Source organism: Levilinea saccharolytica (genome assembly GCF_001306035.1).
Lineage (GTDB): Bacteria > Chloroflexota > Anaerolineae > Anaerolineales > Anaerolineaceae > Levilinea > Levilinea saccharolytica.
The window spans coordinates 211,922-236,074 of record NZ_LGCM01000027.1; the positions used below are offsets into that span (position 1 = coordinate 211,922).

A 24,153-nucleotide genomic window follows, 5' to 3' on the forward strand; every position below is an offset into this window, starting at 1 on the left:
AGGCCTTTGACGAATGAGTCGACGCTTAGTAAACATTGTTTTGATTGTGATCTTGTTGGGGGTGGCCATTTGGGTGGATATCCCGAAAGAACAGCCCTTAAAGATCGGTGATTTTTCCCGCCCCGGTAATTTACAGCTTGGTTTAGACTTGCAAGGTGGCCTTCAGGTCCTCTTGGAAGCCGATGTCGCCGCTGACGCCGTGGTTGACGCCGGCCAATTGGAAACCGCCCGGCAGATTCTTGAAAACCGTGCCAACGGCCTCGGTGTCAGTGAGGTCGTATTCCAGGTTGCTGGTGACCGCCGCATCATGGGCGAATTCCCCGGCCTCAAGAATCCCGAAGAAGTGGTCGCCACGCTGAAAGAAACCGGCCAGCTTGAATTCGTGGATTTAGGCGATGAATACCTGCCCGACGGTACGGTGCTGAAGACGGAACAGAACACTTCTGCCGCCCCTGCCGATCCCCAGGCCAGCGCGGAACCCACCCTCACCACCGAAGAAACCATTGTTAAAACGGTGGAAGCCGGCCGCACCGCCGTAGCTCAGGGCACCCTCGTTGTGCCGGATGCTGAAGCCACACCCCAGCCCGCTGACGCCACAGCCACGCCCGAAAAAGTTTATAAAACGGTCATGACCGGTGACAAAATCAAATCGATTTCGGTCACCACTGATGCTTTGGGCAAATACGTGGTTGATTTCGAGCTGAAAGATGACGGCACAGCCATCTTCGCCGATTACACCAGCAAGAACGTCGGCAAATTCTTGGCCATCGTTCTGGATAAGAAAATTGTCTCCGCCCCCCGCGTTGAATCGGCCATCACCGAAGGCCGCGGCCAGATCTCTGGCGGGCAGAATGGTTTCAGCTACGAAGAAGCCAACAACCTGGCCATTACCCTGCGCTATGGTTCCCTGCCCATCCCCCTCAAAGTGGTGGAAACCCGCGTTGTCGGCCCCACCCTGGGTCAGGACTCGCTGAATAAGTCCATCCTGGCTGGCCTCATCGGTTTCCTGCTGGTCATCCTTTTCATGACCATCTACTACCGCCTCCCGGGTGCCATCGCCATTTTGGCCATCATCAGCTACGCCGTGATCACTCTGGCCGTCTATAAGCTCATCCCGGTCACCCTCACGCTCCCAGGCATTGCTGGCTTCCTGCTATCAACAGGCGGCGCGCTGGACGCAAATATTCTCATCTTTGAACGCCTGAAAGAAGAGCTTCGCGCCGGCCGTACCCTCAAACAGGCTATGGACATCTCCTGGAAACGCGCCTGGCCGTCCATCCGCGATTCAAACATCGCCACGCTCATCACCAGCGCCATCCTCTTCTGGTTTGGCTCTGCCTTCGGCGCCAGCATGGTCAAAGGCTTTGCGCTCACCCTGGCTTTGGGTGTGGCCATCAGCCTGTTCAGTGCCATCGTGATCACCCGTACCTACCTGGGTCTGGCCGTGGATGGCCTCAAAATCACCAAGACTGCCCGCTGGTATGGCGCCTAGGAGGTTGTAAAAATGCTCAATATTCTTGGGAAACGTTATCTCTTCTTTGCTTTATCCTTAGTGCTGATCGTGCCGGGTCTCATTGTCATGGCCGTCATGGGTCTGCCCCTGGCCATCGATTTCACTGGCGGCTTGCTGCTCGAAGTCAAATTTGACACCATCGCTGCCCCTGCCCCTGCCGATGTCATCCAGCTCTACGAGGAACTGGGAATCACCAACACCAATGTCCAGACCAGCGGCGATAACATCCTCATCATCCGCTCTTCTTTCGTGGATGATGACACCCGCGCCAGCATCATCTCGGCCATGACTGAACGCTTCGGCGCAGAACCCGTCGTCCTGCGCTTCGACTCGGTCGGCCCCACCATCGGTCAAGAAGTCACCAGCCGCGCTGGTTTGGCAGTGGCAGTGGCTGCCCTGGGCGTGATTCTTTACATCACGTTCGCTTTCCGCGGCATCCCCCATGCCTTCCGCTACGGCGTCTGCGCCATCATCGCCATGCTCCACGACGGTCTGGTGGTGCTCAGTATTTCCGCCATCGGCGGGCACTTCTTCGGCTGGCAGATCGACTCGCTGTTCCTGACCGCCCTGCTCACTGTCATCGGTTTTTCCGTCCAGGACAAAATCGTGGTGTTTGACCGCATCCGCGAAAACAGCGCCATCTTCCGCAAGCTGGATTTCGAAAAATTGGCCAATCACTCCATTGTGCAGACTCTGCAGCGCTCCATCAACACCCAGTTGATGACCTCCGAGTTCATGCTCCTGGCTCTGGCTCTCTTCGGCGGCGTCACCCTGCGTGAATTCGCCATTATCCTGCTGGTCGGTCTGTTCATGGGCACCTATTCTTCCATCTTCATCGCCGCCCCCTTCCTGGTGGTTTGGGAAAAGCGCGAATGGAAGACCTGGTTCAAAGGCAGCAAAACAGCCTCTGCATAAAGTCCTTTCAGCAGCAGTTGCTTTCCTCCGCTTTTCAACGGCTCAGGTTACCCTGAGCCGTTACTTTTTCTCTTGCGCCGCTTCCTTGCCAGACCTTGTGATCATTAACGCCCCCGTCAATGCCAGCAAACCCGCCCCATCAAACCAGATAAAGCGGGCAGTTGTCGCCCGCAAAGGTGCGTGTCCCTCCGGCAAGGTCGCCAATAAAACCACCTCGCCCATCAAGCCAATCGCCTGCATCAGCCAGGCCTGCCGCAGTGAAAGGCGGTTTTTCACCGGGTGCAACAGTGCAAACGCATACGGCACGTTCCACATCAAGAACAAAATGCCCATGCTGCGCACCATCACCTCACCAGCCGTGCCTTGCAGCTCAAACGCCCCCACATACGCCTGCGGCTGGATCAAAAACGCCAGGGCGCACTGAACGTTAAAAAACAGCACCCCTCCAATCCACAAACGCGCCCACCGCAAGCGTGTCATCGCTTTGTCCCCACCAACCCGGCATAGCGCCGCAGAATCGCATCCACCGCGCCGCCGTAACCTTCGCCGAATAAATTCAGATGGTTCAGCAGATGATACAGGTTATACAAATCCGCCCGTTCGTGAAAACCGGGATCCAACGGCTGCGCGCTTTGGTAAGCCTGATAGAAACGCGCCGAAAATCCCCCAAACAGCTTTGTGAAAGCGATCTCCGCCTCACGGTCGCCGAAATACACCGCCGGGTCAATCAGTACCGCCTCACCGGCCCGCCCCGCCAGCACATTCCCACCCCATAGGTCGCCGTGCAGCAGCGCCGGTTGGCGCGGCACCCCCTCCAGGAAATCCCCCAGGTGTGCGATCAGCCAATCCAGACGGCGGGCACGTTCCGGCGGCAAACAGCCGTTTTGCGCCGCCCAATCGCGCTGAAAGCCCAGGCGCTGCTCAGCAAAAAACTGCACCCAATCCCTATTCCATGCATTGCGCTGCAGGGCCGCCCCCAGATAATTGTCCCCGGAAAACCCGTACCCCCCGGCCCCCCAGGTATGCATCTGCGCCAGACTCTCCCCCAGCCCTTCCCAATTCATTTCTCCCCACCGGCTGGTCTCAATCCACTCCATGAGAATCCAGCCCAGACCGTACTCCTCCTGGTCTGCCGCGTACACCTGCGGAATCCGAACGCTGTGCGTCTCGGCCAGCGCTCGCAGCCCTTCAGCCTCTGCCAAAAACATCCCTGCCGGAGGGTTGGGGTTCCACTTGAAACAATACAGCCGCTGCTCCGTCTCCACCCGTATCAGGCGGTGGCCGCTGCCGGTGCCCATCGCCTGGCAGTCTGTCATTGGCGTGCCGTCCCCGCAGCGCGCAAGCGCATGACGAAGGAGGGTTAAGCCGTCCGGCGCAGACATTAGAACTTCTCTTGTTCGCGGATTTTGCGCAGCAGTGCCTGACAGCCTGTTTTGATCAGTTGGTAGCTGCGTTCAAAATTGTGGTCATAATAGGGATCAGGCACGTTCAGCACCTTGCTGCCTTCAGCAAATTCCAGCAAACGCGGGGCTGTCTTGCCAATCTGCGCCATCTCGCGCAGGTTTATTTCATCCATCGCCACCACAAAATCATAGGTATCAAAATCATCCAGCGTGATCTGCCGGGCGCGTTTTTCCTGACGAAAGTCCACCCGATGTGCCCGCAGCACCGCCATCGTCCCGGGGTGAATCTTCTCACCCACTTCCCAGGAAGTCATCGCTGCCGATGCAATCTCAAACCGGTCAGTCAACCCAGCCTCGTTCACCAAATGCTGAAACACCGCCTCAGCCATCGGAGAGCGGCAAATATTACCGGTACAGACAAACAGCACGCGTATCTTTCGTTGGGTCATGATCCTCAGCTCTTGTAAAGTTAATTTTTTCGAAACCTGGCGCCGCACCATTCGGGCAGCCTTTAAGATTTTACCATGCCCCTCTCCCGCCTCCATGTGACTTCCCTCCCGGTTTTCCCCCGCCCTTGTCCTTTCTCGGTTAAAATCACCATCATAAGGAGATCTTCCGCATGAGCGATGGCACACGGGATTTGTTACTCAGAGGCCGTGCCGCGGCCAAGGCAGCCGAAGTGCAGGAAGCCCGTTTCTATTTGGAATGGGTGCTGCGCCTCGATCCGCCCCTCTCAGAACGCAGCGAGGCCCTCTTCTGGCTGAGCGAAATCGCCGATCCACCCTCGGCCGTCCTCCTGCTGCAGGACCTCCTGAGCCAGGACCCCACCGACATGCGCGCCAGGAAAAAGCTGGCCATCCTGCAGGGCAAACTTAACGCCCAGGAAGTCATTGACCCCAACCAGTTCCGGCCCAAGCCAATTTCCGATCTGCAAAGGCCGCAAGCCGATCGTTTCACCTGTCCGCAGTGCGGCGGGCGCATGACCTATTCTCCCGACGGTCAAAGCCTGACCTGCGAATATTGTGAAATTCATTCCCCCACCCACTCATCCTCCGTGCCCGCGGTGGAGCATGACTTTGTCACCACCCTGGCCACTGCGCGCGGGTTCAGTCAACCCACCGCCACCCAGGTACTCGATTGTCAGGGCTGCGGCGCCAGCTTTCTGCTCACCCCTCAGCAGTTAAGCATGGTTTGCCCCTACTGCGGCAGTAATTACGTCGTCCAGAACACGCAGTCCCGCGAGATCATCCCGCCCACCGCGGTCGTCCCCATTCAGATTTCTGAAAACAAGGCCCGCAAAGCCCTCATCCTGTGGTTCAAGCAGCAGAAGTTCGACACCCTGCCCCAGGTGCTGCCCGCCCGCTGTGTCTACCTGCCGGTATGGGCCTTCAATTTCGGCGGCTTTATCCAAAGCCGGTATGCAATCAATCTGATGATTAGCGAAGTGAGCACCGCCGAAGATCACCCCGTTTCACGCCAGAATGTGCTCGTCACAGCCACCCGTTCCCTGCCCGCCGTCCACCGCCCCACCCTCGAAAGCACCTGCCTGGACACCATTCAGCCCTTTCACACCAAATATCTCTCGCACTGGCCCGCCGAAACCTACCAGATTCCCATCGCAGAAGCCTCTTTGCAAGCGCGGGCGATGGCACTGGAGAAAGAAAAGGAGGATATTCGCGCCGAACGGGGCCAGTCCATCGGTCAGCTCACAGTCTCCTCCAGCCGCATGTTCATCGAATCGTTTAAATTAATTTTGATCCCAGTCTGGTTGACCCGCTATCGCTTCGCTCAGCAGGATTTTTCGGTGATGATTCACGGTCAGAGTGGGCAGGTGAACGCAGAAAAGCCAGCCCAGGGCATTTCGGGCTGGCTCAATCAGCTGTTATCTGCGTCTAAGGATTAAGCGGGATCAGCGTCCCCAGGCAGTAGCGTTCGTCGCTCCCCACCAACGGCAGCACCCGCACGCGGTCGTAGCCTGCACGCACGGCTTTGTCCGGCACCGCCGTCACCCGCGCAGAAAGGCCCCCCGGCTCGCTCAAATAGGCCGTCCCGACCCGGATTCGCGCCAGTTCTTCTCCAGCCTTCAGGAACACCAACTCGTACTGATCGTTGTGGTCCGCCCCCACCTGCATCCACGCGGCCTGGAGGATTTCTGGGAATTGCACTTCAACCCCGCTGTCGTCCATCACGATTCCCATCGAACAGTCCGTGCCGTTAGCCCATACGGTGCTCACCGCCTCGGCGGAAATCCGCTGCATTCCAGGGTATTGGTAAGCGTCCCGTTGAATCAGGTGCTCGTACTGTCCGGTGTTCATCTTCCAAATTTCCACCAGGCGCCGCGGATCGCTCAGGCTGCCGCGGGTGATCAGCAGCAGCTTGTCGTAATATTCACGCAGCTGTGCATCTTCCAGCTTATTTTCCTGAAGCATTAGTGATTGCAGATAGCGCTCCGGCAAAATCCGCTCCATATGGCCAATGCGCCAATTCACCATGCGTTTGGCCGGAATACGCGCCAGCAGCGGGTCTGCCAAAGCCAGCCGGTCCAACACATACACATCCGGCCCTGCGAAGAACCCATACAGCCCAATGCCGTAGTTATCCGCCACCACCTTGCCTTCGTTCTTGGCAGCCTCACCGTACTGTCCCCAATAAAAATCGGGCAGCTGTAAAAAGCGTTCCGCGTTCAGCAAACCGGTGCCGCCGTAATACAGCATACGCTCGTCCAAAACGCCGTGGCTGCCCACGTGCACCGGCCCGCGGTCAATTTCACCATAATCGGAAATGTGCAGGGTGGCATTCTTTTCCGAAAGGCCCACCAACAGCACCAACGCGTATAACCCCGCCGCTGCCCAGGGCTGCACCTTTCGCAAATCCAAGCGCACCAGCAGAATCGCCGCGCAGATCAGCGGAACGGTCAGGAAGCGCCCGCTCATAAAGTCACCGCCCACCTTGACCACATACGCCAGGTACGCCAGCATGCCCGCCGCCAGAAGCAGCCCGCGCTTGTCGCGCTGCACTGCCGCTGCACCCACTCCCGCCGCCGTCAGCAGCAGCGTGATAGGATCAAACTGGATCGAGTTGAGCAGATACAGCAGCCCCTGCTGCACATACTCACCGGAGGGGATGCCCGTATTCAACTTGGCATAGGCCGTATTCGGGAAGGGAAACCCGTAATAGAATACGGCGAAAGCCTCCCACACCAAAAAGGGAATCTGCCCCGCGGCCATCCACCACAGCACATTTTTCACTTTGCGCTGTTCCCACAAGGTGTAAACCAGCGCCGGTAAGAACACCAGGGCCGTGTCCATCCGGTTTAGGATCCCCAACGAGGCCGTAAACGATAACCAGAAGGCCTTGTTTTTCCCAGACGGCATGCGCCAGAACAGCACAAAAAAGACCACAATCAGCAGGTGGCTGAGTGGGTTTTCCAGGCCGCTGGTCGAAAAATCCACAAAGGCTTTCGAAACCGTCAGACCCAAGACCGCCAGCCCCGCACCCCAGGCCGATTTAGCCAGACTGCGCGTCAGAATCCCCAGCGTCACCGCGGTCACCGCCGCCGAAATCGCCAGGCTGGTCAGGTAAATCTCATGCGTGATCCAATAGAAGAAGCTCAGCAAAAACATCCACAAAGGATGGGTGAACACCTGCACCCGTTCGGTCACATTCCAGGTCAGCCGGTAGCCGTTGATGAAATTATCCACCGTGCGAAAGGTAATATAGGCGTCGTCGCAGATCCACGCCCGGCGCAGCAGCGTCAGAAAAAACAGCAGAAGCAGCGCAGCCGTGAACAGATTCAACGGGCGCTCGGAGGCAGGTTCCGCTGGAGCGGTGGAGGGAGAGGCTTCCATCAGTTCAGGGGTCATGGCGTTCTTTCGTAGCAAGAGATGGGTCAGGCGCGCCTAATTATACCCGCACTCACCCCGCTTCCTGAAGTCTTCTGCTACAATACACCCAATGTAATCCACCGGAGGCCGCTTGAACCGCAAATCCGCCCTACGCATTACCGTTTTATACGACAACCGCAGCACCAACCCTGCCCTCAAAGAAGCCTGGGGCTTTTCTGCCCTGCTGGAACAAGAAGGGCTGAACTTGCTCTTCGACACCGGCGGCGACAGCCCCACCCTGCTGCACAACATGGCCGCCCTGGGCATTTCTCCCACCCAAATCCAGCGCGTTTTCCTCTCCCATTTTCACGAAGATCACACCGACGGCCTGGCCGGGCTCATCCAGGCTGGCGCCCAGCCGGAAAAAATCTATTTTCTAGCCGCCACCCCCGAGGCCTACAAAGCCCGGTTTCAGGCCCTGGGGCCGTATCAGGAAATCACCGCCCCCGCGCATCTGGTCGGAGATTGGTACACCACCGGCGAGATTTCTGAAAACACTCCCGAACAGGCCCTCATCACCCGCTTCCCGCACAGCCAGGTGCTGCTCACCGGCTGCGCCCACCCCGGCATTGTCCGCGTCACCCAGCGTGCCTACGCGCAGTATTCAGCTCCCTTCGCCTGGGTTGGCGGTGGTTTCCACCTCAAAGATGCCTCGCCCGAAAGCGTAGATGACACTCTCACCGCGCTCAATGCCCTTCCCATTCAAACCCTCTCCCCGGCTCACTGCACCGGTGACGCCGCCATCGCACACATTCAAACCGCACTCGGCCAGCGCGCCCGGCCTCTTCAGGTCGGCGCCGCCCTGGAGTTCGCCCCATGACCCCCACCCAACCTTTCTGGAAAATCAAAACCCTGGCACAAATGTCGCCGCAGGAATGGGAATCCCTGTGCGACGGCTGCGCGCGCTGCTGCCTGTACAAGCTCCAGGACGAAGAGACCGGTGAGATTTATTACACCGATGTGGTCTGCCGCCTGCTGGATACCCAGCGCTGCCGCTGCACCGCCTACCATGAGCGCACCGTGCTCATGCCCACCTGTCTGGTGCTCAACCCTGACCTCGTCCAACAGCTCAAGTGGGTGCCCAAAACCTGCGCTTACCGGCTGCTGGCCGAAGGTAAAGACCTGGAATGGTGGCATCCCCTCGTTTCCGGTGACCCTTCTACTGTTCACGAAGCCGGAATCTCTGTGCGCTGGAAAACCCAGGCAGAAAACGAAGTGGACATGGATAATCTAGAGGACTACATCGTCGATTGGCTGGGCTAACCCACAGGAAGGATGAGATGGGTCAAAATCACACCGAAACCTATGATTATATCTTCACCGGCGGCGGCGCGGCGGGTCTCAGCCTGGCCCTACACCTGGCCGACAGTCCCTTGCGCGACAAACGCATGCTGATCATTGACCTGGAGCAGAAGAAACAAAATGACCGCACCTGGTGTTTTTGGTCCGATCAACCCAGCCGCTATCAGCCCATTCTTTACCGCTCCTGGGATGAAATTGCCTTTGAGTCCGAAAGTTTCTCCCACACCTACGCTCTGGCTCCCTTCCGTTATCACATGCTGCGCGGCATTGATTTCTACCGCCACGCCCAAGAAACCCTGCGCAGCCTCCCCAATGTGACCTTTCTCCAGGCCCCGGTCGAATCCGTGCAGGACGGCAGCCAGCACGCCCAGGTCACCGCTGGCGGCCAAACCTATGCCGCGGAGTGGGTCTTTAACAGCCTCTTTCGCTCCTCCGAGTTCAAAATCACCGACCCTCGCTATCACGATGTCAAACAGCATTTCAAAGGCTGGGAAATTGAAACCGAAACGGATGTCTTTAACCCCCAGCGCCCGACCATGTTTGATTTCCGTACGCCCCAGCACGGCGTGATGCGCTTTGTCTATATCCTGCCTTTCTCTCCGCGTCAAGCCCTGGTGGAATATACCCTCTTTTCAGCAGATTTGCTCCCCCCTGCCGAATATGATCTGGCCTTGAAAGCCTACATTCAGGACGTGCTCAAGCTCACCCATTACCGCATCGAGGCCGAGGAATCCGGCGTCATCCCCATGACCGATCAGCCCTTCCCACGCCGCGCGGGTCAGCGCATTCTCAATATTGGCACCATCGGCGGGCGCGTCAAGCCCTCCACCGGCTACGCCTTCCTGCGCATCCAGCGCGATTCCGCCGCCGTGGTGCGTTCCCTCACCCAACACCACCACCCCTTCCACATCCCCGCCGACCCAGCCCTGGCCCGCTTCAACGACCGCATCATGCTCCAGCTCATGCAGCGTCAGGGGCCGAAAATGAAGGGGATCTTCACCGACCTCTTCATGCACAATCCCATCCATCGCCTTTTTCGGTTTCTCAACGAAGATGCCACGATCGGTGAAAACATCCTCCTCATGGCTTCTTTAAACCCCTGGCCTTTCTTGTCGGCTCTGTTCAAATTAATCCGCTCCAGACAGGTCTAGACCTCTTCATCTCATCCGTCAACGCACCTTCCCCAATTTCCGAAAGACGGTTAAAATCAGGCCGGTTAAAAGTACCAATGAAAAATACCTCTAGGTTTCCAGCAGTGGGGGCAAAATGAGTTCTTTCGTGATCTGGATCTTCATCGGGCTTCTCGCCGTCATTCTGGGAGCTGGCTTATACTTTGCCGGGCGTGTGGTGCTGCCCAATGTCATCCCTTCCGAAAAAACTTATGAACTTGAGGTCCGCCACGGCAAACTGGACGAGGTAGAATTTAACCGCTGGCCCAAGCAGTATGTCAAAATCCGCTCGCCTCACAATTACCTGATTAACGCCATCTATATCCCGCATCCCAACGCCAACAAAACCGTTGTCCTTTCGCACGGCTTCACATACAGCCTGTTCGGCATGGTGAAATACGCGCCCATGTTCCGCAAGCGCGGTTTCAACGTGCTTATCTACGATCTGCGCCACCACGGAAAGACTGGCGGGTGGAACACCACCTTTGGTTTCTACGAAAAATTAGACCTTAAAGCCGTGGTCACCTGGGCCTACGACAAGCTGGGCACCGGCGGCAAGGTGGGCGTCTTTGGGGAATCCCTGGGAGCCGCCCTGTCCTTGCAGCACGCCGCCCTCGACCCGCGGATTTCTTTTGTCATCGCGGATTGCCCCTTCTCGGATCTTAATGAACTGCTCGCTTACCGCCTGCGGAACGAATTTCACCTGCCTGCCTTTCCGCTGCTTCCCGTCTCCAGCATGATCTGCTGGGCGTTCACCGGCATGGCCTTCCGCAAAGTGTCGCCCCTGCGAGAAATGCCGGAAATTGAGGCGCCCATCCTCTTGATTCACGGGGATCGAGACACTTTTGTCCCCAAAGAAATGTCCATCGCCCTGCTGGCCGCGGCCAAAAACAGTCGGCTCACCCGCATCTACCTGGCCCCCCAGGCCGAACACGCCGAATCTTTCTGGACCAATCCCACTGCCTACGAACAGCAGGTGGACAACTTCCTGCGCGACATTCAGGCCATCCCCCGCGGTTAAAGCTCACCGCTCCAATCTCATGGTAAAATTCGAAGTCGGGCGGCAAACCCTGGCCCGTTGAGCTCACCTGCTCCGGGCACTCCTCACTGGGCTGCCCGTTTCGTTTTTCAAGATCACCGGCTCTGCCGCAAGGAGTCATTCTTCGCGTGTTTAAACGCTTTTGGTCCTGGCTGCGCTTTCCTGCATTCCTGCTCATCCTCTGCATCGCCTCCTATGGGCTCCTGGCTTCCGCCCTGGGTTTCTATTGGGATGATTGGCCCATGGTCTGGTTCGCTCACACCTTAGGCCCAGCCGGTTTCACTCAGGTATTTTCTTCCGACCGTCCCTTCCTGGCGGGCATTTACGTCATCACCACCGCCCTGTTCCAGACCTCCCCCCTCCCCTGGCAGATCTTCGGCCTGGTCACGCGCTGGCTCACTGCCCTGGCGGTATATTGGACCGTGCAAAAAATCTGGCCCGAACGGCGCATGGCCGCCGCCTGGGTTGCGGTTTTATTTGCCGTTTTCCCCGGCTTCAAGCAGCAGCCCATCTCTGTGGTGTACAGCAACGGCTTCATCCTCCTGGCCAGTTATATTCTTTCCCTGGGCTGCATGTTGGCCGCCGTCCGCCAACCCCAACGCCGCTGGCTGTGGACGGTCCTGGGCGTGCTCACTTTTGCCCTCTGCACTTTTTCCACCGAGTATTATGTCGGCCTGGATCTTATCCGCCCGATTTTGCTTTGGTTGGTGCTGCGCGAATACATCCCCACCTGGAAAGAGCGCGCCAAATCCGCGTTTTTCCATTGGCTGCCCTACCTGGGAGCCATGTTGGCCTTCTTGATCTGGCGCGTGTTCGTCTTTGAATTCCCCACCTACCAGCCCGAGCTGATTGATGCCGCTGCCGCCAGTCCGGTAGCTGCCGCTGGCGGTCTGCTCTACCGGGTGGTGCAGGATGTGTTCACCTCCTCCTGGTTGGTGTGGGCCTTGCCTTTTCGCTTCCCCGCCCTCGAAGATTTTGCCAACGTCTCTGGCGCTGCCTTCTGGCTCATCACCACAGCCAGTCTGCTCCTCACTCTGCTGGCCGTACTGCGCTTCCTGCCCGAAGAATCTGCCGAACCGCACAAGCGCGTAGCCTGGTCGCATCAGGCCATGATCGTCGGCGGCCTGGCCATGCTCTTTGCCGGTTGGCCGTTTTGGATCACCAACCTGCCCCTGGGCGTGCAGTTCCCCTGGGATCGTTTCTCCCTGGCCTTTATGTTGGGCAGCTGCATCTTCGCCGTGGGCTTGTTGGAATGGCTGCTGCGCAAGCACCTTCAGCGCGTGGTGCTGCTGTCGCTGGTTGTGGCCATGGCCGTGGGGTCTAATTTTGAAACCGCCAATTCTTACCGGCGCGAATGGATCACCCAGAAGGATTTCTTCTGGCAGCTTTCCTGGCGTGCCCCCGCCCTCAAACCCAACACCCTCCTGGTCACTCAGAAAATGCCGCTGATCTATTACAGCGACAATTCCCTCACCGCCCCCCTCAATTGGCTCTACGCCCCCGATAACCACACCAATACCCTGCCCTATTTCCTGGCCTTCACCGAAGTCCGTTTGGGCGCGGCCATTCCCGCTCTGGAAAAAGGTCTGCCGGTGGTGCAGGAATACCGCAGCGCCCGCTTTGAAAGCAGCACCGATCAGGCCCTGGTCTATTTCTACTCGCCGCCGGGCTGTTTGCGCCTGCTTTCGCCCAGCCGCGATGACGACCTGCCCATCCTGCCGCGCGAGGTCCGCAAAGCCCTCAAGATTTCGCACCTCAATCAGGTCATCCCGGATCCCGCCTCTCCCGCCAGCCCGCCTGCCCACATCTTCGGCGCAGAGCCTGAGCACGGCTGGTGCTATTATTATCAAAAAGCCGATCTCGCCCGCCAGACCGGCAATTGGGAGCAGGTGGTTTCCCTGGGTGAAGAGGCTTTTTCTAAAGGTTTTGAGCCGGCTGAGCCTTCTGAATACATGCTCTTTGTCGAAGGCTACGCCCGTGCCGGGCGTTGGCAGCCCGCCGCAGATATGGCCGTCAAGACCGACCAGCTCGCCCACAGCCTGCAAAGCCCCCTCTGCCGCTTGTTGAGCCGTTTGGAAGCCAAAACGGCTCCCCAGGGCGCCGACGCTCAGGCGTTGGCTGGAGCGCGCGAACAGATCGAATGTCCCCAGTAAAGGAAGCAGCCATGACCCAAGCTGGAACTTCCGCCCTGCCGGTCGAATCGCTGTCCGTGGTGGTGCCGGTATATAACAGCCAGCCCTCCCTGGCCCTGCTGGTTCAGGCCCTGGCCGCCGAACTGCCCTCTTTAGCCGGTCAATATGAGGTCATTCTGGTCAACGACGGCAGCCGGGATGCCTCCTGGGAAGAAATTCAGCGCCTCTGCCAGCTTTACCCCTGGCTGCGCGGCATCAACCTCATGCGCAATTACGGACAGCACAACGCCCTGCTGTGCGGCCTGCGCAGCGCCCGCTTTGCCGTCACCGTCACCATGGATGACGACCTCCAGCACCCCCCGTCTGAAATCCCCGCCATGTTGGCCAAATTAAACGAGGGCTATGATGTCGTTTACGGCTTTCCCCGCAAGCTTCCACACGCCCTCTGGCGCAATCTCTTCTCCCGCCTCACCAAAAAAGTGCTCGCCTTCGTCATGGGCATTCCCACCGTCAGCGAAATCAGCGCCTTCCGCGCCTTCCGCACCCACCTGCGCGACGCCTCTCTGCATTACCAAAGTCCGGGCGTGATCATTGATGTACTCCTCTCCTGGGGCACCTCCCGCTTCACCAGCGTGCCCGTCCACGAAGAGCCGCGCAAAATCGGTCATTCTAACTACAATTTCGCCCGTCTGGCCGCTCAGGTCTTTTTGATCCTGACCGGCTTCAGCACCGTTCCCCTGCGCATCGCCAGCTGGGTGGGTTTCCTGTTCACCCTCTTTGGCCTGGCGGTGTTTATCTACGTGGTCGCCATTTATTTCACCCTCGGCAGCATTCCCGGCTTTCCCTTCCTGGCCTCCATCATTTCCCTCTTCTCCGGCATGCAGATGTTTGCCCTCGGTATCTTCGGTGAGTACCTCGCGCGCATCTTCGACCGCAGCATGGACCGCCCCACCTACGTCATCCATCAACAAACCCCACCGGTCTCCGATAAGGACGTCTGAACCATGCGCGTGGTCATCCTCCAGCCGTCTTACATCCCCTGGCGCGGGTATTTTCACCAAATTGCCCTGGCGGATGTGTTTGTTTTTTATGACGACGTCAAATATGACAAGAACGGCTGGCGCAACCGCAACCGCATCAAAACCCCGCAGGGGCCGCAGTGGCTCACCATCCCCGTCCTGAATAAGGGCGTCGAAAGCCAACACACCCCCATCCACGAAATCCGCATCAACGACCAGACCGATTGGGCCAAAAAACATTGGAACGCCCTGCAGACCAACTATGCCCGCGCCCCATTTTTTGACGCTTACGCCAGCCAGCTCTCGGCCTTCTATCTCAGCCGCCCCACCTACCTCACCGATCTGACCATCCCGCAGACCGTCGCCCTGGCCCGCCTGCTGGGCATCACCCACACCCGTTTCCTGCGCTCTTCGCAGCTCACCGGCCTGAGCGGTGTCAAAACAGACCGTCTGCTGTCCATCCTCACCCAGCTGGGCGCCACCCACTACCTCTCCGGCCCCTCTGCACGTGATTATTTGGAAGAAGATAAGCTCCGTCAGGCTGGGATTGCGTTAGAATACATGCAGTATTCCTACCCTTCTTACCCCCAGCTGTATCCGCCCTTCGAAGGCCAGGTTTCCATTCTGGATTTGCTGTTCATGACCGGTCCAGATGCTTTGGACTACATTGTGGAACAAAAGGACACCCCCAAATGACCCAACCACCGCTCTCCTCAAACCACCTGGATGAGGTTCGCGAATACTTCGCGAAAACCCTGGAAAATTTTGGCGCCACCGCCCGCGGTGTGGATTGGAATTCTGATGATGCCCGCCGCATCCGTTTTGATCAGCTCGCCAAAATCATTGACCCCTCGCAGCCTTTCACCCTGCTGGATTACGGCAGCGGCTACGGCGCCTTCGCCGGGTACATGCTGGATGTCCACCTGCCCTTCACCCGCTACATCGGCTATGACATCGTTCAATCCATGATCGAACAAGGCCAGCGGGATTACCCCGATACAGACCGATTCCTCTTCACCGACCAGCTTTCCGAGGTACCCACCGCCGATTATGCCGTGGCTTGCGGGGTGTTCAACATGAAGCTGCGCGCCGCTTACGAGGAGTGGACCCCCTTTGTCTTGGATTGTCTCAAGGTGATGAACGAACGTTCTCGCCGCGGTTTCTCGGTCAATTTCCTCACCAAATATTCCGACCCCGAGAAGATGCGTCCCGACCTGTATTATGCTGACCCGTGCTACTTATTTGATTACTGCAAAACCCATTTTTCTCGCAACGTGGCCCTGCTGCATGATTACACCGTTTACGACTTCACCCTGCTGGTTCGCAAATAGCCGTGGGGAAATTTGCCATGCCCGCTCCCGTGATTGATTTCAACCGCCCGTCCCTGGCCGGGAAAGAACTGGAATACATCCAGGATGCCTTCTCCCGCGCGCACATTTCCGGCGACGGCTATTATTCCAAGAAATGCCACGCCTTTCTGGAGACCACACTGGGGGTTCGCCGCGCCCTGCTGACCACCTCCTGCACCCACGCCCTAGAAATGGCCGCCCTTCTGCTGAATATTCAGCCGGGGGACGAAGTGATTGTGCCCTCGTTTACCTTCGTCTCCACTGTCAACGCCTTTGTCCTGCGCGGTGCGCGGCCCATTTTCATTGACATCCGCCCCGATACGCTCAATCTGGACGAAACCCGCCTGGAGGCCCTCCTCACCCCCCGCACCCGCGCCGTTCTCCCTGTTCATTATGCCGGCGTGGCCTGTGAAATGGATACCATTCTCGAAATCACCGCCCGCGCCCAGGTGCCCGTGGTGGAAGATAACGCCCACGGCCTGTTTGGGCGCTACAAAGGCCGTTTCCTGGGTACCATGGGCGCCTTAGCCACCCAAAGTTTCCACGAAACCAAAAACATCACCTGCGGCGAAGGCGGCGCCCTGCTCATCAACCAGCCCGATCTGGTGGAGCGCGCCGAGATCATCCGGGAAAAGGGCACCAATCGCAGCCGGTTTTTCCGCGGCATGGTGGATAAATACACCTGGGTGGATGTCGGCTCCAGCTACCTTCCCTCCGACATTCTGGCCGCCATCCTCTTTGGCCAGCTGGAAGCCTGGCAGACCATCCAAGCGCGGCGGCAGTGTCTTTGGGAAACCTACGCAGCCGGCTTATCTGCCTGGGCTTCCGCACACGACGTACGCCTGCCCTTCGTGCCAGAAGATGCCCAGCAGGCCTACCACATGTTTTACCTGCTGCTGCCCTCGTTGGAGATCCGCACCCGCCTGATTCAGCACCTTAAAGATCGCGGCATCTACAGCGTTTTTCACTACCTCCCCCTGCATCTTTCGGATATGGGTCAGCAATTCGGCGGCCGCCCGGGGGACTGCCCCGTCACGGAAGATGTCTCCGACCGGCTCCTGCGCCTGCCCTTCCACAACGCCCTCACCACTTCCGCCCTGGAACAGGTCATTTCTGCCCTGCACGATTTCACCTTCTAAGAAAACGCTGCCCGTCTGAACTTTGAGACGGGCAGCGTACTGATTTAATTCACTTGCGCGGCTCACTCGCGTCCGCGTTCAATTTCCACGCCCACCGAACGCGCAAAGCGCACCGCGTCCGGTTTTTCCACCCTCACCATCACCCGCTGAACTTTGTTTTCCAGCAAGCACAGGCGGGCAATATCCTCCGCCAGCGCTTCCACCGTGTAGCGGTGGGCTGTTTCAACCAGAGCAAAGACCTTGCGCGCCACCACGCTGTAGCTGACGCTGTCTTCGATGCGGTCTGTCGCCCCTGCCACAGAAGTGTCCATGTAGAGAATGATGTTGATCAGAATATCTTGCGGTTCGGCGCGTTCCCGGTCGCTCACCCCAATGACCCCGCGCACCAACAAGTCCTTCACCAAAACCTTATCCATTTGTCACTCCTGTTGGTTCTGAAAGTGGTTCATCCACAAACACCAGCCGCCTTCCTACAGCAAAAACCCCCACAGCCAAAATACCCCAGGCAATCACCTGCCCGGCCGGAAGCCAACCCAGCCACAGCGTTTGTTCCGCCAAAAAGGTCTCTAAAACAATACGCGCCAGCGCGCTCAGAGCCAAAAATCCCCAAAAAACGCCGCCTGGCCGCACCCCCCAACCAAAAACGCCCAATTTTCCTGCTTCCCGCGGCCAAATTAAAATGCCCACCCCCAACGCCAAAAGCGTCTCGTACACCTGTGTTGGGTGGCGCGGAACCCCCCATAGATTTAATCCCCAAGGCAGGTCCGTCGGGCGCCCGTAGGCGCTTCCAGCCGCCAGGTGCGAAAGGCCCAACCCCACCATCACCACCGCGGCCGCCGGCATCAGCGCATCAAACGTCTCCGCCCACCCCAGCCCTTTGCGCTGGGTGTAGATTAGCACCGCCAGGGCAGCCGCCAAAAGCCCGCCCCACACATCAAAAAGCTCCGGGTTCAAAGCGATGATGTTCAAAGGCGCGCGGGTGAAGGCGGGTAAATTTTGCAGCACATAGCTCGCCCGTCCACCTACAATTCCCACCAGCAGCCCGACCAGGGTGATATTATCGATCATGACTGAGCTCAAACCGAATTTTGGTGCATGGCGGCCGGCTTGAGATACGCCAATCCATAGCGCCGCCAGAAGGATCAGCCCCGGCGTTTGAATAGAAAGAGGCCCAAGCTGCAGGGTCGGCAGCATCAGCGCACCCCTTCCAGCAAGGACTCAGCGCGGGTGTACAGCAGCGCATCGCTCAGCGGGCCGCCCATGACCACCTCTTGAATCACCCCATCTGCATCGATGAAAAATGTGGTCGGCAGCGCACTGATACGGTACTGCCGCGCCACCTCGCCGTCCTCGTCCATCACCACCGGAAAAGTCAGACCCAGCGTATCCACAAAGTTTTGAGCCGCTTCTGTGCTGTCCTGAAACGCAAGGTTCACCGCCACGATTTGCAGCCCCTGATCCGCAAACGTCTCATAAACAGACTGCATCGCCGGCATCTCTTCCTGGCACGGCGGGCACCAGCTGGCCCAGAAGTTCAAAATTACCGCCTGCCCGCGCAGATCCTCCAGCGTCAGGCTGTCCTGATCCAACGTGTTCAAGGTAAATCCGGGGGCACTGAACCCTTCCTGCGGCGCGGTTGAACGCTCTGCGGCTTCGGTTTTTGGCCCAAACTGCGCCGTCCCCACCACCCACAGCGCCGCGGCAGTCAATACCACCGCTGAAATCCAGCGCCAACCTTTTCGCGTCAAAGGGCCCAGAGTGATTTTCATGCGCTCAATCTTACGGGGAGAATGAAGTTATGTCAAGCAATGAAAATTCACCAGCCATTAGCCTGCATGGTAAAATGATAAGAATGGCTGCCGCCATTTTTTCTCGCTTACAGCAGGGTGTCCAAACCCTGTTTCAAGGACCCAATTTTTCATTATACGGAGGATACCCCCATGACCGACCCCAAGGAAATCCAGCAGCGCGCCGTTCAAACCATCCGCTTTTTAGCAGCGGACGGCGTACAAAACGCCAATTCCGGTCACCCCGGCCTTCCCATGGGCACAGCCGCTATGGCCTACACCATCTGGACCCGGCACCTGCACTTCAACCCCCAAAACCCGCAGTGGGCCAACCGCGACCGCTTTGTCTTGTCCGGCGGCCACGGCTCCATGCTGCTCTATAGCCTGCTGCATCTGACCGGCTTTGCCGTTTCGCTGGATGACCTTATGCACTTCCGGCAGTGGGGCAGCATCACCCCTGGCCACCCCGAAGTGGGCCAGACCCCCGGCGTCGAAGTCACCACCGGCCCCCTGGGGCAGGGTTTTGCCAACGGCGTTGGGATGGCCCTGGCCGAAGCGCATCTGGCTGCCACTTTCAACACCCCCGAAAACCCGATCATTGACCATTATGTGTATGCCATCGTCACCGATGGGGATTTGATGGAAGGCGTCACCGCCGAGGCCGCCTCGCTGGCGGGTCACCTCCAACTGGGCAAATTGATCTACCTCTACGACGATAACCGCATCTCCATTGACGGCAGCACCGAATTGTCCTTCACAGAAGACCGTGGGGCGCGCTTCCAGGCCTACGGCTGGCAGGTGCTGCACGTCGAAGACGGCAACGATGTCGAAGCTCTCGATCAAGCCATCCAGGCCGCCAAGGCCGATCCCCGCCCTTCGTTGATCATCTGCCGCACCCACATCGGCTACGGATTGCCCACCCGCCAGGATACCTCCAAAGCCCACGGAGAACCCCCAGGGGATGAGGAGCTGAACGCCGCCAAGAGCCGTGTGGGTTGGCCGGAAGAGCCGCGCTTCTTCATCCCTGAAGATGTCCTCGCGCATTTCCGTCAGGCGCTGGAACGCGGTGCACAGTGGGAAAAAGCTTGGAACCAGCAGTTTGCTGCTTACAAGAAACAGGATCCCCAAAAAGCCGCTGAATTGCAGCGCCGCCTGCAGGGCGAGCTGCCCGCTGGATGGGATCAAGACCTTCCCGTCTTCCCCGCCGACCCCAAAGGCATGGCCACCCGCGCCGCCTCAGGCAAGGTGCTCAACGCGCTGGCTGCCCGTCTGCCGGAGTTGGTCAGCGGTTCCGCTGACCTGACCCCCTCCAATAACACCTGGCTGGCCAACACCCACGCCATTCAGCCCGGCGCCTACGACGGCCGCTATGTCCATTACGGCGTGCGCGAACACGCGATGGGCTCCATCCTCAACGGCATCACCCTGCATAAAGGTCTCATCGCCCTGGGCGGCACCTTCCTGGTCTTTGCCGATTACAACCGGCCCGCCATCCGCCTGTCGGCCCTTTCGCACCTGCCCACCATCTGGCTGTTCACCCATGACAGCATCGGCCTGGGCGAAGACGGTCCCACCCACCAACCCGTCGAACAACTGGCTGCCTTACGCGCCATTCCCAATCTGAATGTTATCCGCCCCGCCGACGCTAATGAAACCGCCGAAGCCTGGGCTGCCGCCATCCGCCGCCGCAACGGCCCCACCCTGCTGGCCCTCACCCGCCAGAATGTCCCCACCCTCGATCGCGAGCGTTTCTCCTCTGCCTCCGGCTTACACCGCGGCGCCTATGTCCTCGCCGACCTTGGCGATATGGCCCCGCAGATTATTCTGATGGCCTCCGGCTCCGAAGTGTCGCTCATCATCGAAGCCGGCGAGCAGCTGGCCGCCGAAGGGTACGGCGTGCGCCTGGTTTCCTTCCCCAGCTGGGAATTGTTTGAAGCCCAGGACAGCGATTATCAAAAACATGTTCTTCCCCGCAATATCGAGCCGCGCCTGGCAGTTGAAGCGGGCATCAAGATGGGCTGGGAACGCTACACCGGCCAAAAAGGCGCGGTGGTCAGCATCGACACCTTCGGCGCCTCCGCTCCGGCCAAGAAGCTCTTTGAAGAATACGGCCTCACCGCCGCCAACGTGGTTACCCAGGCTCATCAGCTGCTCGGTTTTATCGAGAATTAAGCGAAAGAGGGAGAAGGAAAATGAACGTTGCAGTCGCTTGTGATCACGGCGGGTTTCCCCTGAAAGAGGCCGTGCTGGAGGCCGTGCGCGCCGCCGGGCATACCCCCTTGGATTTAGGCACCGACTCGCCCACTAGTACCGATTATCCTGACTATGCCACCAGAGTGGCTGCGGCCATTCGTGCAGGTCAGGCCGAACGCGGTATCCTCATGTGCGGGTCGGGCGTGGGCATTTGCATCGCCGCCAATAAGCACAAAGGCATCTATGCCGCCATCTGCCACGACACCTACTCCGCTCACCAGGGCGTGGAGCACGACAAAATGAATGTGCTTTGCCTGGGCGGGCGCATCATCGGCACCGAACTGGCCAAAGAGCTGGTGCGCGCCTTTTTGGGGGCGCACTACAGCGGCGAAGAGCGTTTTGAACGCCGTTTCCAAAAAACCGCGGCGGTAGAGCAGGAGAAATAATCATGTCAAATCCCATTCAAGCCTTACACGCCCTGGGACAGTCCCTGTGGTATGACAATATTCAGCGCCGCCTTTTGGAAAACGGCGAATTGGCCGAGATGATCCGCCGCGGGGATATCCGCGGCATCACCTCCAATCCCAGCATTTTCCACAACGCCATCGCCAAATCCAACGATTATGATGCCGCCCTCAAGCCCATGGCCTGGGCCAACTGGTCTGCCGAAGACATCTTCTTCCAACTGGCTGTCGAAGACATCCAGGCCGCCGCGGACTGCTTCCTGCCCCTGTACAAATCCACCGCGGGCGGCGACGGGTACGTTAGCCTGGAGGTCAGTCCCTACCTGGCCCACGACACCGAAGCCACCCTGCAGCAGGCCCTGGCCTTGCGCAGCCGCGTCAACCGCCCCAACCTGATGGTGAAAATTCCGGCCACGAAGGCCGGTCTGCCCGCCATCCGTAAGGCCATCGCCGCCGGCATCAATGTCAACGTCACCCTGATCTTCTCCATTCAGCGCTACCTGGAAGTTATGGACGCCTACCTCAGCGGCCTAGAAGACCGTCTGGCCGCCGGTTTGCCCCTGGGTGAAATCGCCTCCGTGGCTTCCTTCTTCGTCTCCCGCGTCGATTCCAAAGTGGACAGCCTCCTGCAGAAAGCCGCCAGCCGCAATCCGGCCCAGGCGGAACAAATTTCCAACCTGCTCGGTAAAGCGGCCGTGGCCAACAGCCGCCTGGCCTTCTTCAAGTTCCAAGAAGTCTTCAGCAGCCCCCGTTTCCAGGCCCTGCAAAAGCAGGGTGCAAATCCCCAGCGGGCTTTATGGGCATCCACCAGCACCAAAAACCCTGCCTACCGCGATGTGCTGTACGTGGAAGAGCTCATCGCCCCGCAAACGGTCAACACCGTTCCGCCCCAAACATTAGACCTCTTCCGCGATCATGGCCGCGCCGCCCTGACCATTCAGGGGCACGAGGCCGAAGCCCAAGCGACGCTGGCTGCCCTTGAAAAATGGGGCATCTCCATGGACGCCGTCACTCAGGAATTGGAAGATGAGGGCGTCAAGGCCTTTTCAGATGCCTTCACCGCCTTGCTCGACACCATCCGCGAACGCTGCGCCGCCGAACAGGCTGCCCTGGGCGCTCTGGCCGATGTCACCGCCCAAACCACCTCCGGCCTGGAAAAAGCCCAGACCCCCCGCCGCATCGCCGAACATGATCCCAGCCTGTGGACGGATGACCCCGCTGGGCAGAAAGAGATTCGCCAGCGCATGGGCTGGCTGGACGCTCCGAATGCCAGTCAGGTGTTAATCCCAGAGATCAACGCCCTGCGCCAGCAGCTTCTGGACGAAGGCTATACGCACGCTCTCCTCCTCGGCATGGGCGGCTCCTCCCTGGCGCCCGAAGTCCTGGCGCTCACCTTCGGCAAACCCCACACCCGCGGCCGCGCAGGCCTGGCCCTGTCCATCCTGGATTCCACCGACCCGCAGCAGGTGGCTGCCAGCGCTCGCCGCTCGCCCATCGCCAAAACGGTCTACATCGTCGCCTCCAAATCCGGCGGCACCAGCGAAGTCAACGCCTTCCTCGATTACTTCTGGCACCGCGCCCAGCGCCGCCTGGGTACTGAAGCTGGAAAGCATTTCATCGCCGTCACCGACCCGGGCACATCCCTGGATACCCTGGCTCGCAGCCGCGGTTTTCGCCGTGTATTCCTCGCGGACTCCACCATCGGTGGGCGCAATTCTGTTCTCTCCGCTTTTGGCCTGGTCCCTGCCGGCCTCCTCGGTCTGGATCTCGCCGAACTGCTCTCCCGCGCCGCCGCGCTGGCCCGTGAATGCCTGCCGGGCGTGCCTGCGGGCCGCAATCCCGGGTTAGTTTTAGGCGCGCTCCTGGGCGGCGCTGCGCTGAACGGGCGCGACAAGCTGACCATCCTCACAGATCCCGAGTTGGCCTCTTTCGGCTCCTGGATGGAACAGCTCATCGCTGAATCCTCCGGCAAGCAGGGCAAAGGCATTCTGCCCATTGATCTCGAACCGCCCCTGCCCGCCGCCGCATACGGCTCCGACCGGCTGTTTGTATATCTGCGCCTGTCAGGCAAAGCAGAAGCACGTGCCGCCCGTCTGCAAAAAGCCGGGCATCCCGTTTTCACCCTGAATCTCAAAGACGGCTACGATCTCGGCGCGGAATTCTTCCGCTGGGAATATGCCACGGCTGTGGCCTGTTCGGTCCTGGGTGTCAACAGTTTCGATCAGCCCGATGTGCAGTTTAACAAGACTCTCACCAAGCAAAAGGTTGAGGATTATCTGCAAAAGGGAAAAATGGATGAGGGTGACCCCATCTGGTCTCAAGGTTCAGTCAAAATCTTCGGCCAGCCCTTCCCCCGCCTCGCCCAGGTCGCCACGCTTCAGGAGGCCGTCTTGGCCTTCCTCCAGCAGGCCCGCCCCGGTGATTTTGTGGCTATCAACGCTTACCTGCCCCGTAATGCAAAAACGCAGAGCGCCTTGCAGGCCGTGCGCAAAGCCGTCCTCAAGCGCACCGGCTGCGCCACCACCCTGGGCTTTGGGCCGCGTTTCCTGCATTCCACCGGCCAGCTGCACAAGGGCGGCCCCAATACCGGGCTCTTCCTGCAAATCACCAGCGACACCGCCTCGGATATGGACATCCCCAGCGAGGGTATCTCCTTTGGAAAGTTGGAGCGTGCCCAGGCGCTGGGTGACCTGGAGGCCTTGCTGGCCCGCCAGCGCCGCGCCGTCCGCATCCACCTGCCTCTGGAAGCCCTGCTTTCTATCCTTCAGTAACCCTCTGCTCACGCAAACAAAACGAGAGGCAGCCTCAAAACTGCCTCTCGATGCTTTGAACGGCGTTTGTCTCG

At 59.0% G+C, this 24,153-nt stretch carries 22 protein-coding genes; 15 read left to right on the forward strand and 7 right to left on the reverse strand.

All coding sequences use genetic code 11. The annotated features are described in order from the left end of the window. Window positions 1–13 precede the first annotated feature (13 nt). Window positions 14–1,492 (forward strand): protein translocase subunit SecD, encoded by a 1,479-nt coding sequence (gene secD, locus ADN01_RS07060; protein ID WP_062418588.1) that lies wholly within the window; start codon window positions 14–16, stop codon window positions 1,490–1,492. A gap of 12 nt (window positions 1,493–1,504) precedes the next feature. After that, window positions 1,505–2,428: a protein translocase subunit SecF gene (secF, locus tag ADN01_RS07065; RefSeq protein ID WP_062418589.1), complete on the forward strand. Its 924-nt coding sequence runs from the start codon at window positions 1,505–1,507 to the stop codon at window positions 2,426–2,428. A gap of 60 nt (window positions 2,429–2,488) precedes the next feature. Here secF and ADN01_RS07070 read toward each other — a convergent pair whose 3' ends face one another. From ADN01_RS07070 to ADN01_RS07080, 3 genes are read right to left on the reverse strand one after another with little or no spacing between them, the layout of a single operon-like run. Beyond that, on the reverse strand, window positions 2,489–2,908 hold the full coding sequence (locus ADN01_RS07070; RefSeq protein WP_062418590.1) for a hypothetical protein: 420 nt from the start codon (window positions 2,906–2,908) through the stop codon (window positions 2,489–2,491). Next, window positions 2,905–3,810 carry a fructosamine kinase family protein gene (locus ADN01_RS07075; protein ID WP_075071033.1) on the reverse strand — a complete coding sequence of 302 codons (906 nt, stop codon included), beginning with the start codon at window positions 3,808–3,810 and terminating at the stop codon, window positions 2,905–2,907. Before ADN01_RS07075 ends, ADN01_RS07070 begins: the two co-directional genes overlap by 4 nt. Further along, complete coding sequence (locus tag ADN01_RS07080) at window positions 3,810–4,376, reverse strand: low molecular weight protein-tyrosine-phosphatase (protein WP_407936233.1); 567 nt, start codon at window positions 4,374–4,376, stop codon at window positions 3,810–3,812. Before ADN01_RS07080 ends, ADN01_RS07075 begins: the two co-directional genes overlap by 1 nt. 74 nt (window positions 4,377–4,450) lie before the next feature. Here ADN01_RS07080 and ADN01_RS07085 point away from each other — a divergent pair, with 74 nt between their 5' ends. Further along, complete coding sequence (locus ADN01_RS07085) at window positions 4,451–5,734, forward strand: hypothetical protein (RefSeq protein WP_062418591.1); 1,284 nt, start codon at window positions 4,451–4,453, stop codon at window positions 5,732–5,734. Here ADN01_RS07085 and ADN01_RS07090 read toward each other — a convergent pair. Continuing rightward, a complete protein-coding gene (locus ADN01_RS07090; protein WP_062418592.1) occupies window positions 5,724–7,694 on the reverse strand; it encodes a hypothetical protein in 1,971 nt (656 codons plus the stop codon). The genes ADN01_RS07085 and ADN01_RS07090 overlap by 11 nt on opposite strands. A 112-nt stretch (window positions 7,695–7,806) precedes the next feature. Here ADN01_RS07090 and ADN01_RS07095 point away from each other — a divergent pair, with 112 nt between their 5' ends. The 9 genes from ADN01_RS07095 (at window position 7,807) to rffA (ending at window position 16,864) form a co-directional block, all read left to right on the forward strand. After that, complete coding sequence (locus ADN01_RS07095; protein WP_062418593.1) at window positions 7,807–8,535, forward strand: MBL fold metallo-hydrolase; 729 nt, start codon at window positions 7,807–7,809, stop codon at window positions 8,533–8,535. Further along, window positions 8,532–8,978 (forward strand): YcgN family cysteine cluster protein, encoded by a 447-nt coding sequence (locus ADN01_RS07100; RefSeq protein ID WP_062418594.1) that lies wholly within the window; start codon window positions 8,532–8,534, stop codon window positions 8,976–8,978. The genes ADN01_RS07095 and ADN01_RS07100 overlap by 4 nt, the downstream gene beginning before the upstream one ends. 17 nt (window positions 8,979–8,995) lie before the next feature. Next, window positions 8,996–10,168: a lycopene cyclase family protein gene (locus tag ADN01_RS07105; protein ID WP_062418595.1), complete on the forward strand. Its 1,173-nt coding sequence runs from the start codon at window positions 8,996–8,998 to the stop codon at window positions 10,166–10,168. 115 nt (window positions 10,169–10,283) lie between these two features. Continuing rightward, complete coding sequence (locus ADN01_RS07110; protein ID WP_062418596.1) at window positions 10,284–11,207, forward strand: alpha/beta hydrolase; 924 nt, start codon at window positions 10,284–10,286, stop codon at window positions 11,205–11,207. A gap of 146 nt (window positions 11,208–11,353) precedes the next feature. Continuing rightward, complete coding sequence (locus ADN01_RS07115) at window positions 11,354–13,378, forward strand: hypothetical protein (RefSeq protein WP_062418597.1); 2,025 nt, start codon at window positions 11,354–11,356, stop codon at window positions 13,376–13,378. 11 nt (window positions 13,379–13,389) lie between these two features. Continuing rightward, the gene (locus ADN01_RS07120; protein ID WP_062418598.1) at window positions 13,390–14,358 is read left to right on the forward strand and encodes a glycosyltransferase family 2 protein; all 969 of its coding nucleotides are present in this window, start codon (window positions 13,390–13,392) and stop codon (window positions 14,356–14,358) included. A gap of 3 nt (window positions 14,359–14,361) precedes the next feature. Beyond that, the gene (locus ADN01_RS07125) at window positions 14,362–15,072 is read left to right on the forward strand and encodes a WbqC family protein (protein ID WP_062418599.1); all 711 of its coding nucleotides are present in this window, start codon (window positions 14,362–14,364) and stop codon (window positions 15,070–15,072) included. Then, window positions 15,069–15,707: a class I SAM-dependent methyltransferase gene (locus ADN01_RS07130; protein WP_062418600.1), complete on the forward strand. Its 639-nt coding sequence runs from the start codon at window positions 15,069–15,071 to the stop codon at window positions 15,705–15,707. Before ADN01_RS07125 ends, ADN01_RS07130 begins: the two co-directional genes overlap by 4 nt. 17 nt (window positions 15,708–15,724) lie before the next feature. Then, entirely contained in the window at window positions 15,725–16,864 is a 1,140-nt protein-coding gene (gene rffA, locus ADN01_RS07135; RefSeq protein ID WP_062418601.1) for a dTDP-4-amino-4,6-dideoxygalactose transaminase, read from the forward strand. Window positions 16,865–16,926: 62 nt separating this feature from the next. Here rffA and folB read toward each other — a convergent pair whose 3' ends face one another. From folB to ADN01_RS07150, 3 genes are read right to left on the reverse strand one after another with little or no spacing between them, the layout of a single operon-like run. After that, on the reverse strand, window positions 16,927–17,280 hold the full coding sequence (gene folB / locus ADN01_RS07140; protein WP_062418602.1) for a dihydroneopterin aldolase: 354 nt from the start codon (window positions 17,278–17,280) through the stop codon (window positions 16,927–16,929). Then, entirely contained in the window at window positions 17,273–18,058 is a 786-nt protein-coding gene (locus tag ADN01_RS07145; protein WP_062418603.1) for a prolipoprotein diacylglyceryl transferase, read from the reverse strand. The genes folB and ADN01_RS07145 overlap by 8 nt, the downstream gene beginning before the upstream one ends. Then, a complete protein-coding gene (locus tag ADN01_RS07150) occupies window positions 18,058–18,633 on the reverse strand; it encodes a redoxin domain-containing protein (RefSeq protein ID WP_062418604.1) in 576 nt (191 codons plus the stop codon). The genes ADN01_RS07145 and ADN01_RS07150 overlap by 1 nt, the downstream gene beginning before the upstream one ends. A gap of 171 nt (window positions 18,634–18,804) precedes the next feature. On the opposite strand from ADN01_RS07150, the gene tkt reads away from it, so the two are divergent. From tkt to ADN01_RS07165, 3 genes are read left to right on the forward strand one after another with little or no spacing between them, the layout of a single operon-like run. Continuing rightward, window positions 18,805–20,823, forward strand: a complete 2,019-nt coding sequence (gene tkt, locus ADN01_RS07155) for a transketolase (protein ID WP_062418605.1) — start codon at window positions 18,805–18,807, stop codon at window positions 20,821–20,823. A gap of 20 nt (window positions 20,824–20,843) precedes the next feature. Beyond that, a complete protein-coding gene (rpiB, locus tag ADN01_RS07160; RefSeq protein WP_062418606.1) occupies window positions 20,844–21,290 on the forward strand; it encodes a ribose 5-phosphate isomerase B in 447 nt (148 codons plus the stop codon). A 2-nt stretch (window positions 21,291–21,292) separates the two neighbouring features. Beyond that, the gene (locus ADN01_RS07165) at window positions 21,293–24,079 is read left to right on the forward strand and encodes a bifunctional transaldolase/phosoglucose isomerase (RefSeq protein ID WP_062418607.1); all 2,787 of its coding nucleotides are present in this window, start codon (window positions 21,293–21,295) and stop codon (window positions 24,077–24,079) included. Window positions 24,080–24,153: the final 74 nt, after the last annotated feature.

What these genes read in the sequence shown, in the direction of transcription:
- ADN01_RS07100 (WP_062418594.1), top strand. Translation starts at nt 8,532, where the DNA reads ATGACCCCCACCCAACCTTTCTGGAAAATCAAAACCCTGGCACAAATG.
- secD (WP_062418588.1), top strand. Translation starts at nt 14, where the DNA reads ATGAGTCGACGCTTAGTAAACATTGTTTTGATTGTGATCTTGTTGGGG.
- ADN01_RS07085 (WP_062418591.1), top strand. Translation starts at nt 4,451, where the DNA reads ATGAGCGATGGCACACGGGATTTGTTACTCAGAGGCCGTGCCGCGGCC.
- ADN01_RS07130 (WP_062418600.1), top strand. Translation starts at nt 15,069, where the DNA reads ATGACCCAACCACCGCTCTCCTCAAACCACCTGGATGAGGTTCGCGAA.
- ADN01_RS07125 (WP_062418599.1), top strand. Translation starts at nt 14,362, where the DNA reads ATGCGCGTGGTCATCCTCCAGCCGTCTTACATCCCCTGGCGCGGGTAT.
- rffA (WP_062418601.1), top strand. Translation starts at nt 15,725, where the DNA reads ATGCCCGCTCCCGTGATTGATTTCAACCGCCCGTCCCTGGCCGGGAAA.
- ADN01_RS07150 (WP_062418604.1), bottom strand. Translation starts at nt 18,633, where the DNA reads ATGAAAATCACTCTGGGCCCTTTGACGCGAAAAGGTTGGCGCTGGATT.
- ADN01_RS07075 (WP_075071033.1), bottom strand. Translation starts at nt 3,810, where the DNA reads ATGTCTGCGCCGGACGGCTTAACCCTCCTTCGTCATGCGCTTGCGCGC.
- ADN01_RS07110 (WP_062418596.1), top strand. Translation starts at nt 10,284, where the DNA reads ATGAGTTCTTTCGTGATCTGGATCTTCATCGGGCTTCTCGCCGTCATT.
- ADN01_RS07120 (WP_062418598.1), top strand. Translation starts at nt 13,390, where the DNA reads ATGACCCAAGCTGGAACTTCCGCCCTGCCGGTCGAATCGCTGTCCGTG.
- ADN01_RS07145 (WP_062418603.1), bottom strand. Translation starts at nt 18,058, where the DNA reads ATGCTGCCGACCCTGCAGCTTGGGCCTCTTTCTATTCAAACGCCGGGG.
- ADN01_RS07090 (WP_062418592.1), bottom strand. Translation starts at nt 7,694, where the DNA reads ATGACCCCTGAACTGATGGAAGCCTCTCCCTCCACCGCTCCAGCGGAA.
- ADN01_RS07165 (WP_062418607.1), top strand. Translation starts at nt 21,293, where the DNA reads ATGTCAAATCCCATTCAAGCCTTACACGCCCTGGGACAGTCCCTGTGG.
- folB (WP_062418602.1), bottom strand. Translation starts at nt 17,280, where the DNA reads ATGGATAAGGTTTTGGTGAAGGACTTGTTGGTGCGCGGGGTCATTGGG.
- tkt (WP_062418605.1), top strand. Translation starts at nt 18,805, where the DNA reads ATGACCGACCCCAAGGAAATCCAGCAGCGCGCCGTTCAAACCATCCGC.
- ADN01_RS07105 (WP_062418595.1), top strand. Translation starts at nt 8,996, where the DNA reads ATGGGTCAAAATCACACCGAAACCTATGATTATATCTTCACCGGCGGC.
- ADN01_RS07080 (WP_407936233.1), bottom strand. Translation starts at nt 4,376, where the DNA reads ATGGAGGCGGGAGAGGGGCATGGTAAAATCTTAAAGGCTGCCCGAATG.
- rpiB (WP_062418606.1), top strand. Translation starts at nt 20,844, where the DNA reads ATGAACGTTGCAGTCGCTTGTGATCACGGCGGGTTTCCCCTGAAAGAG.
- ADN01_RS07070 (WP_062418590.1), bottom strand. Translation starts at nt 2,908, where the DNA reads ATGACACGCTTGCGGTGGGCGCGTTTGTGGATTGGAGGGGTGCTGTTT.
- secF (WP_062418589.1), top strand. Translation starts at nt 1,505, where the DNA reads ATGCTCAATATTCTTGGGAAACGTTATCTCTTCTTTGCTTTATCCTTA.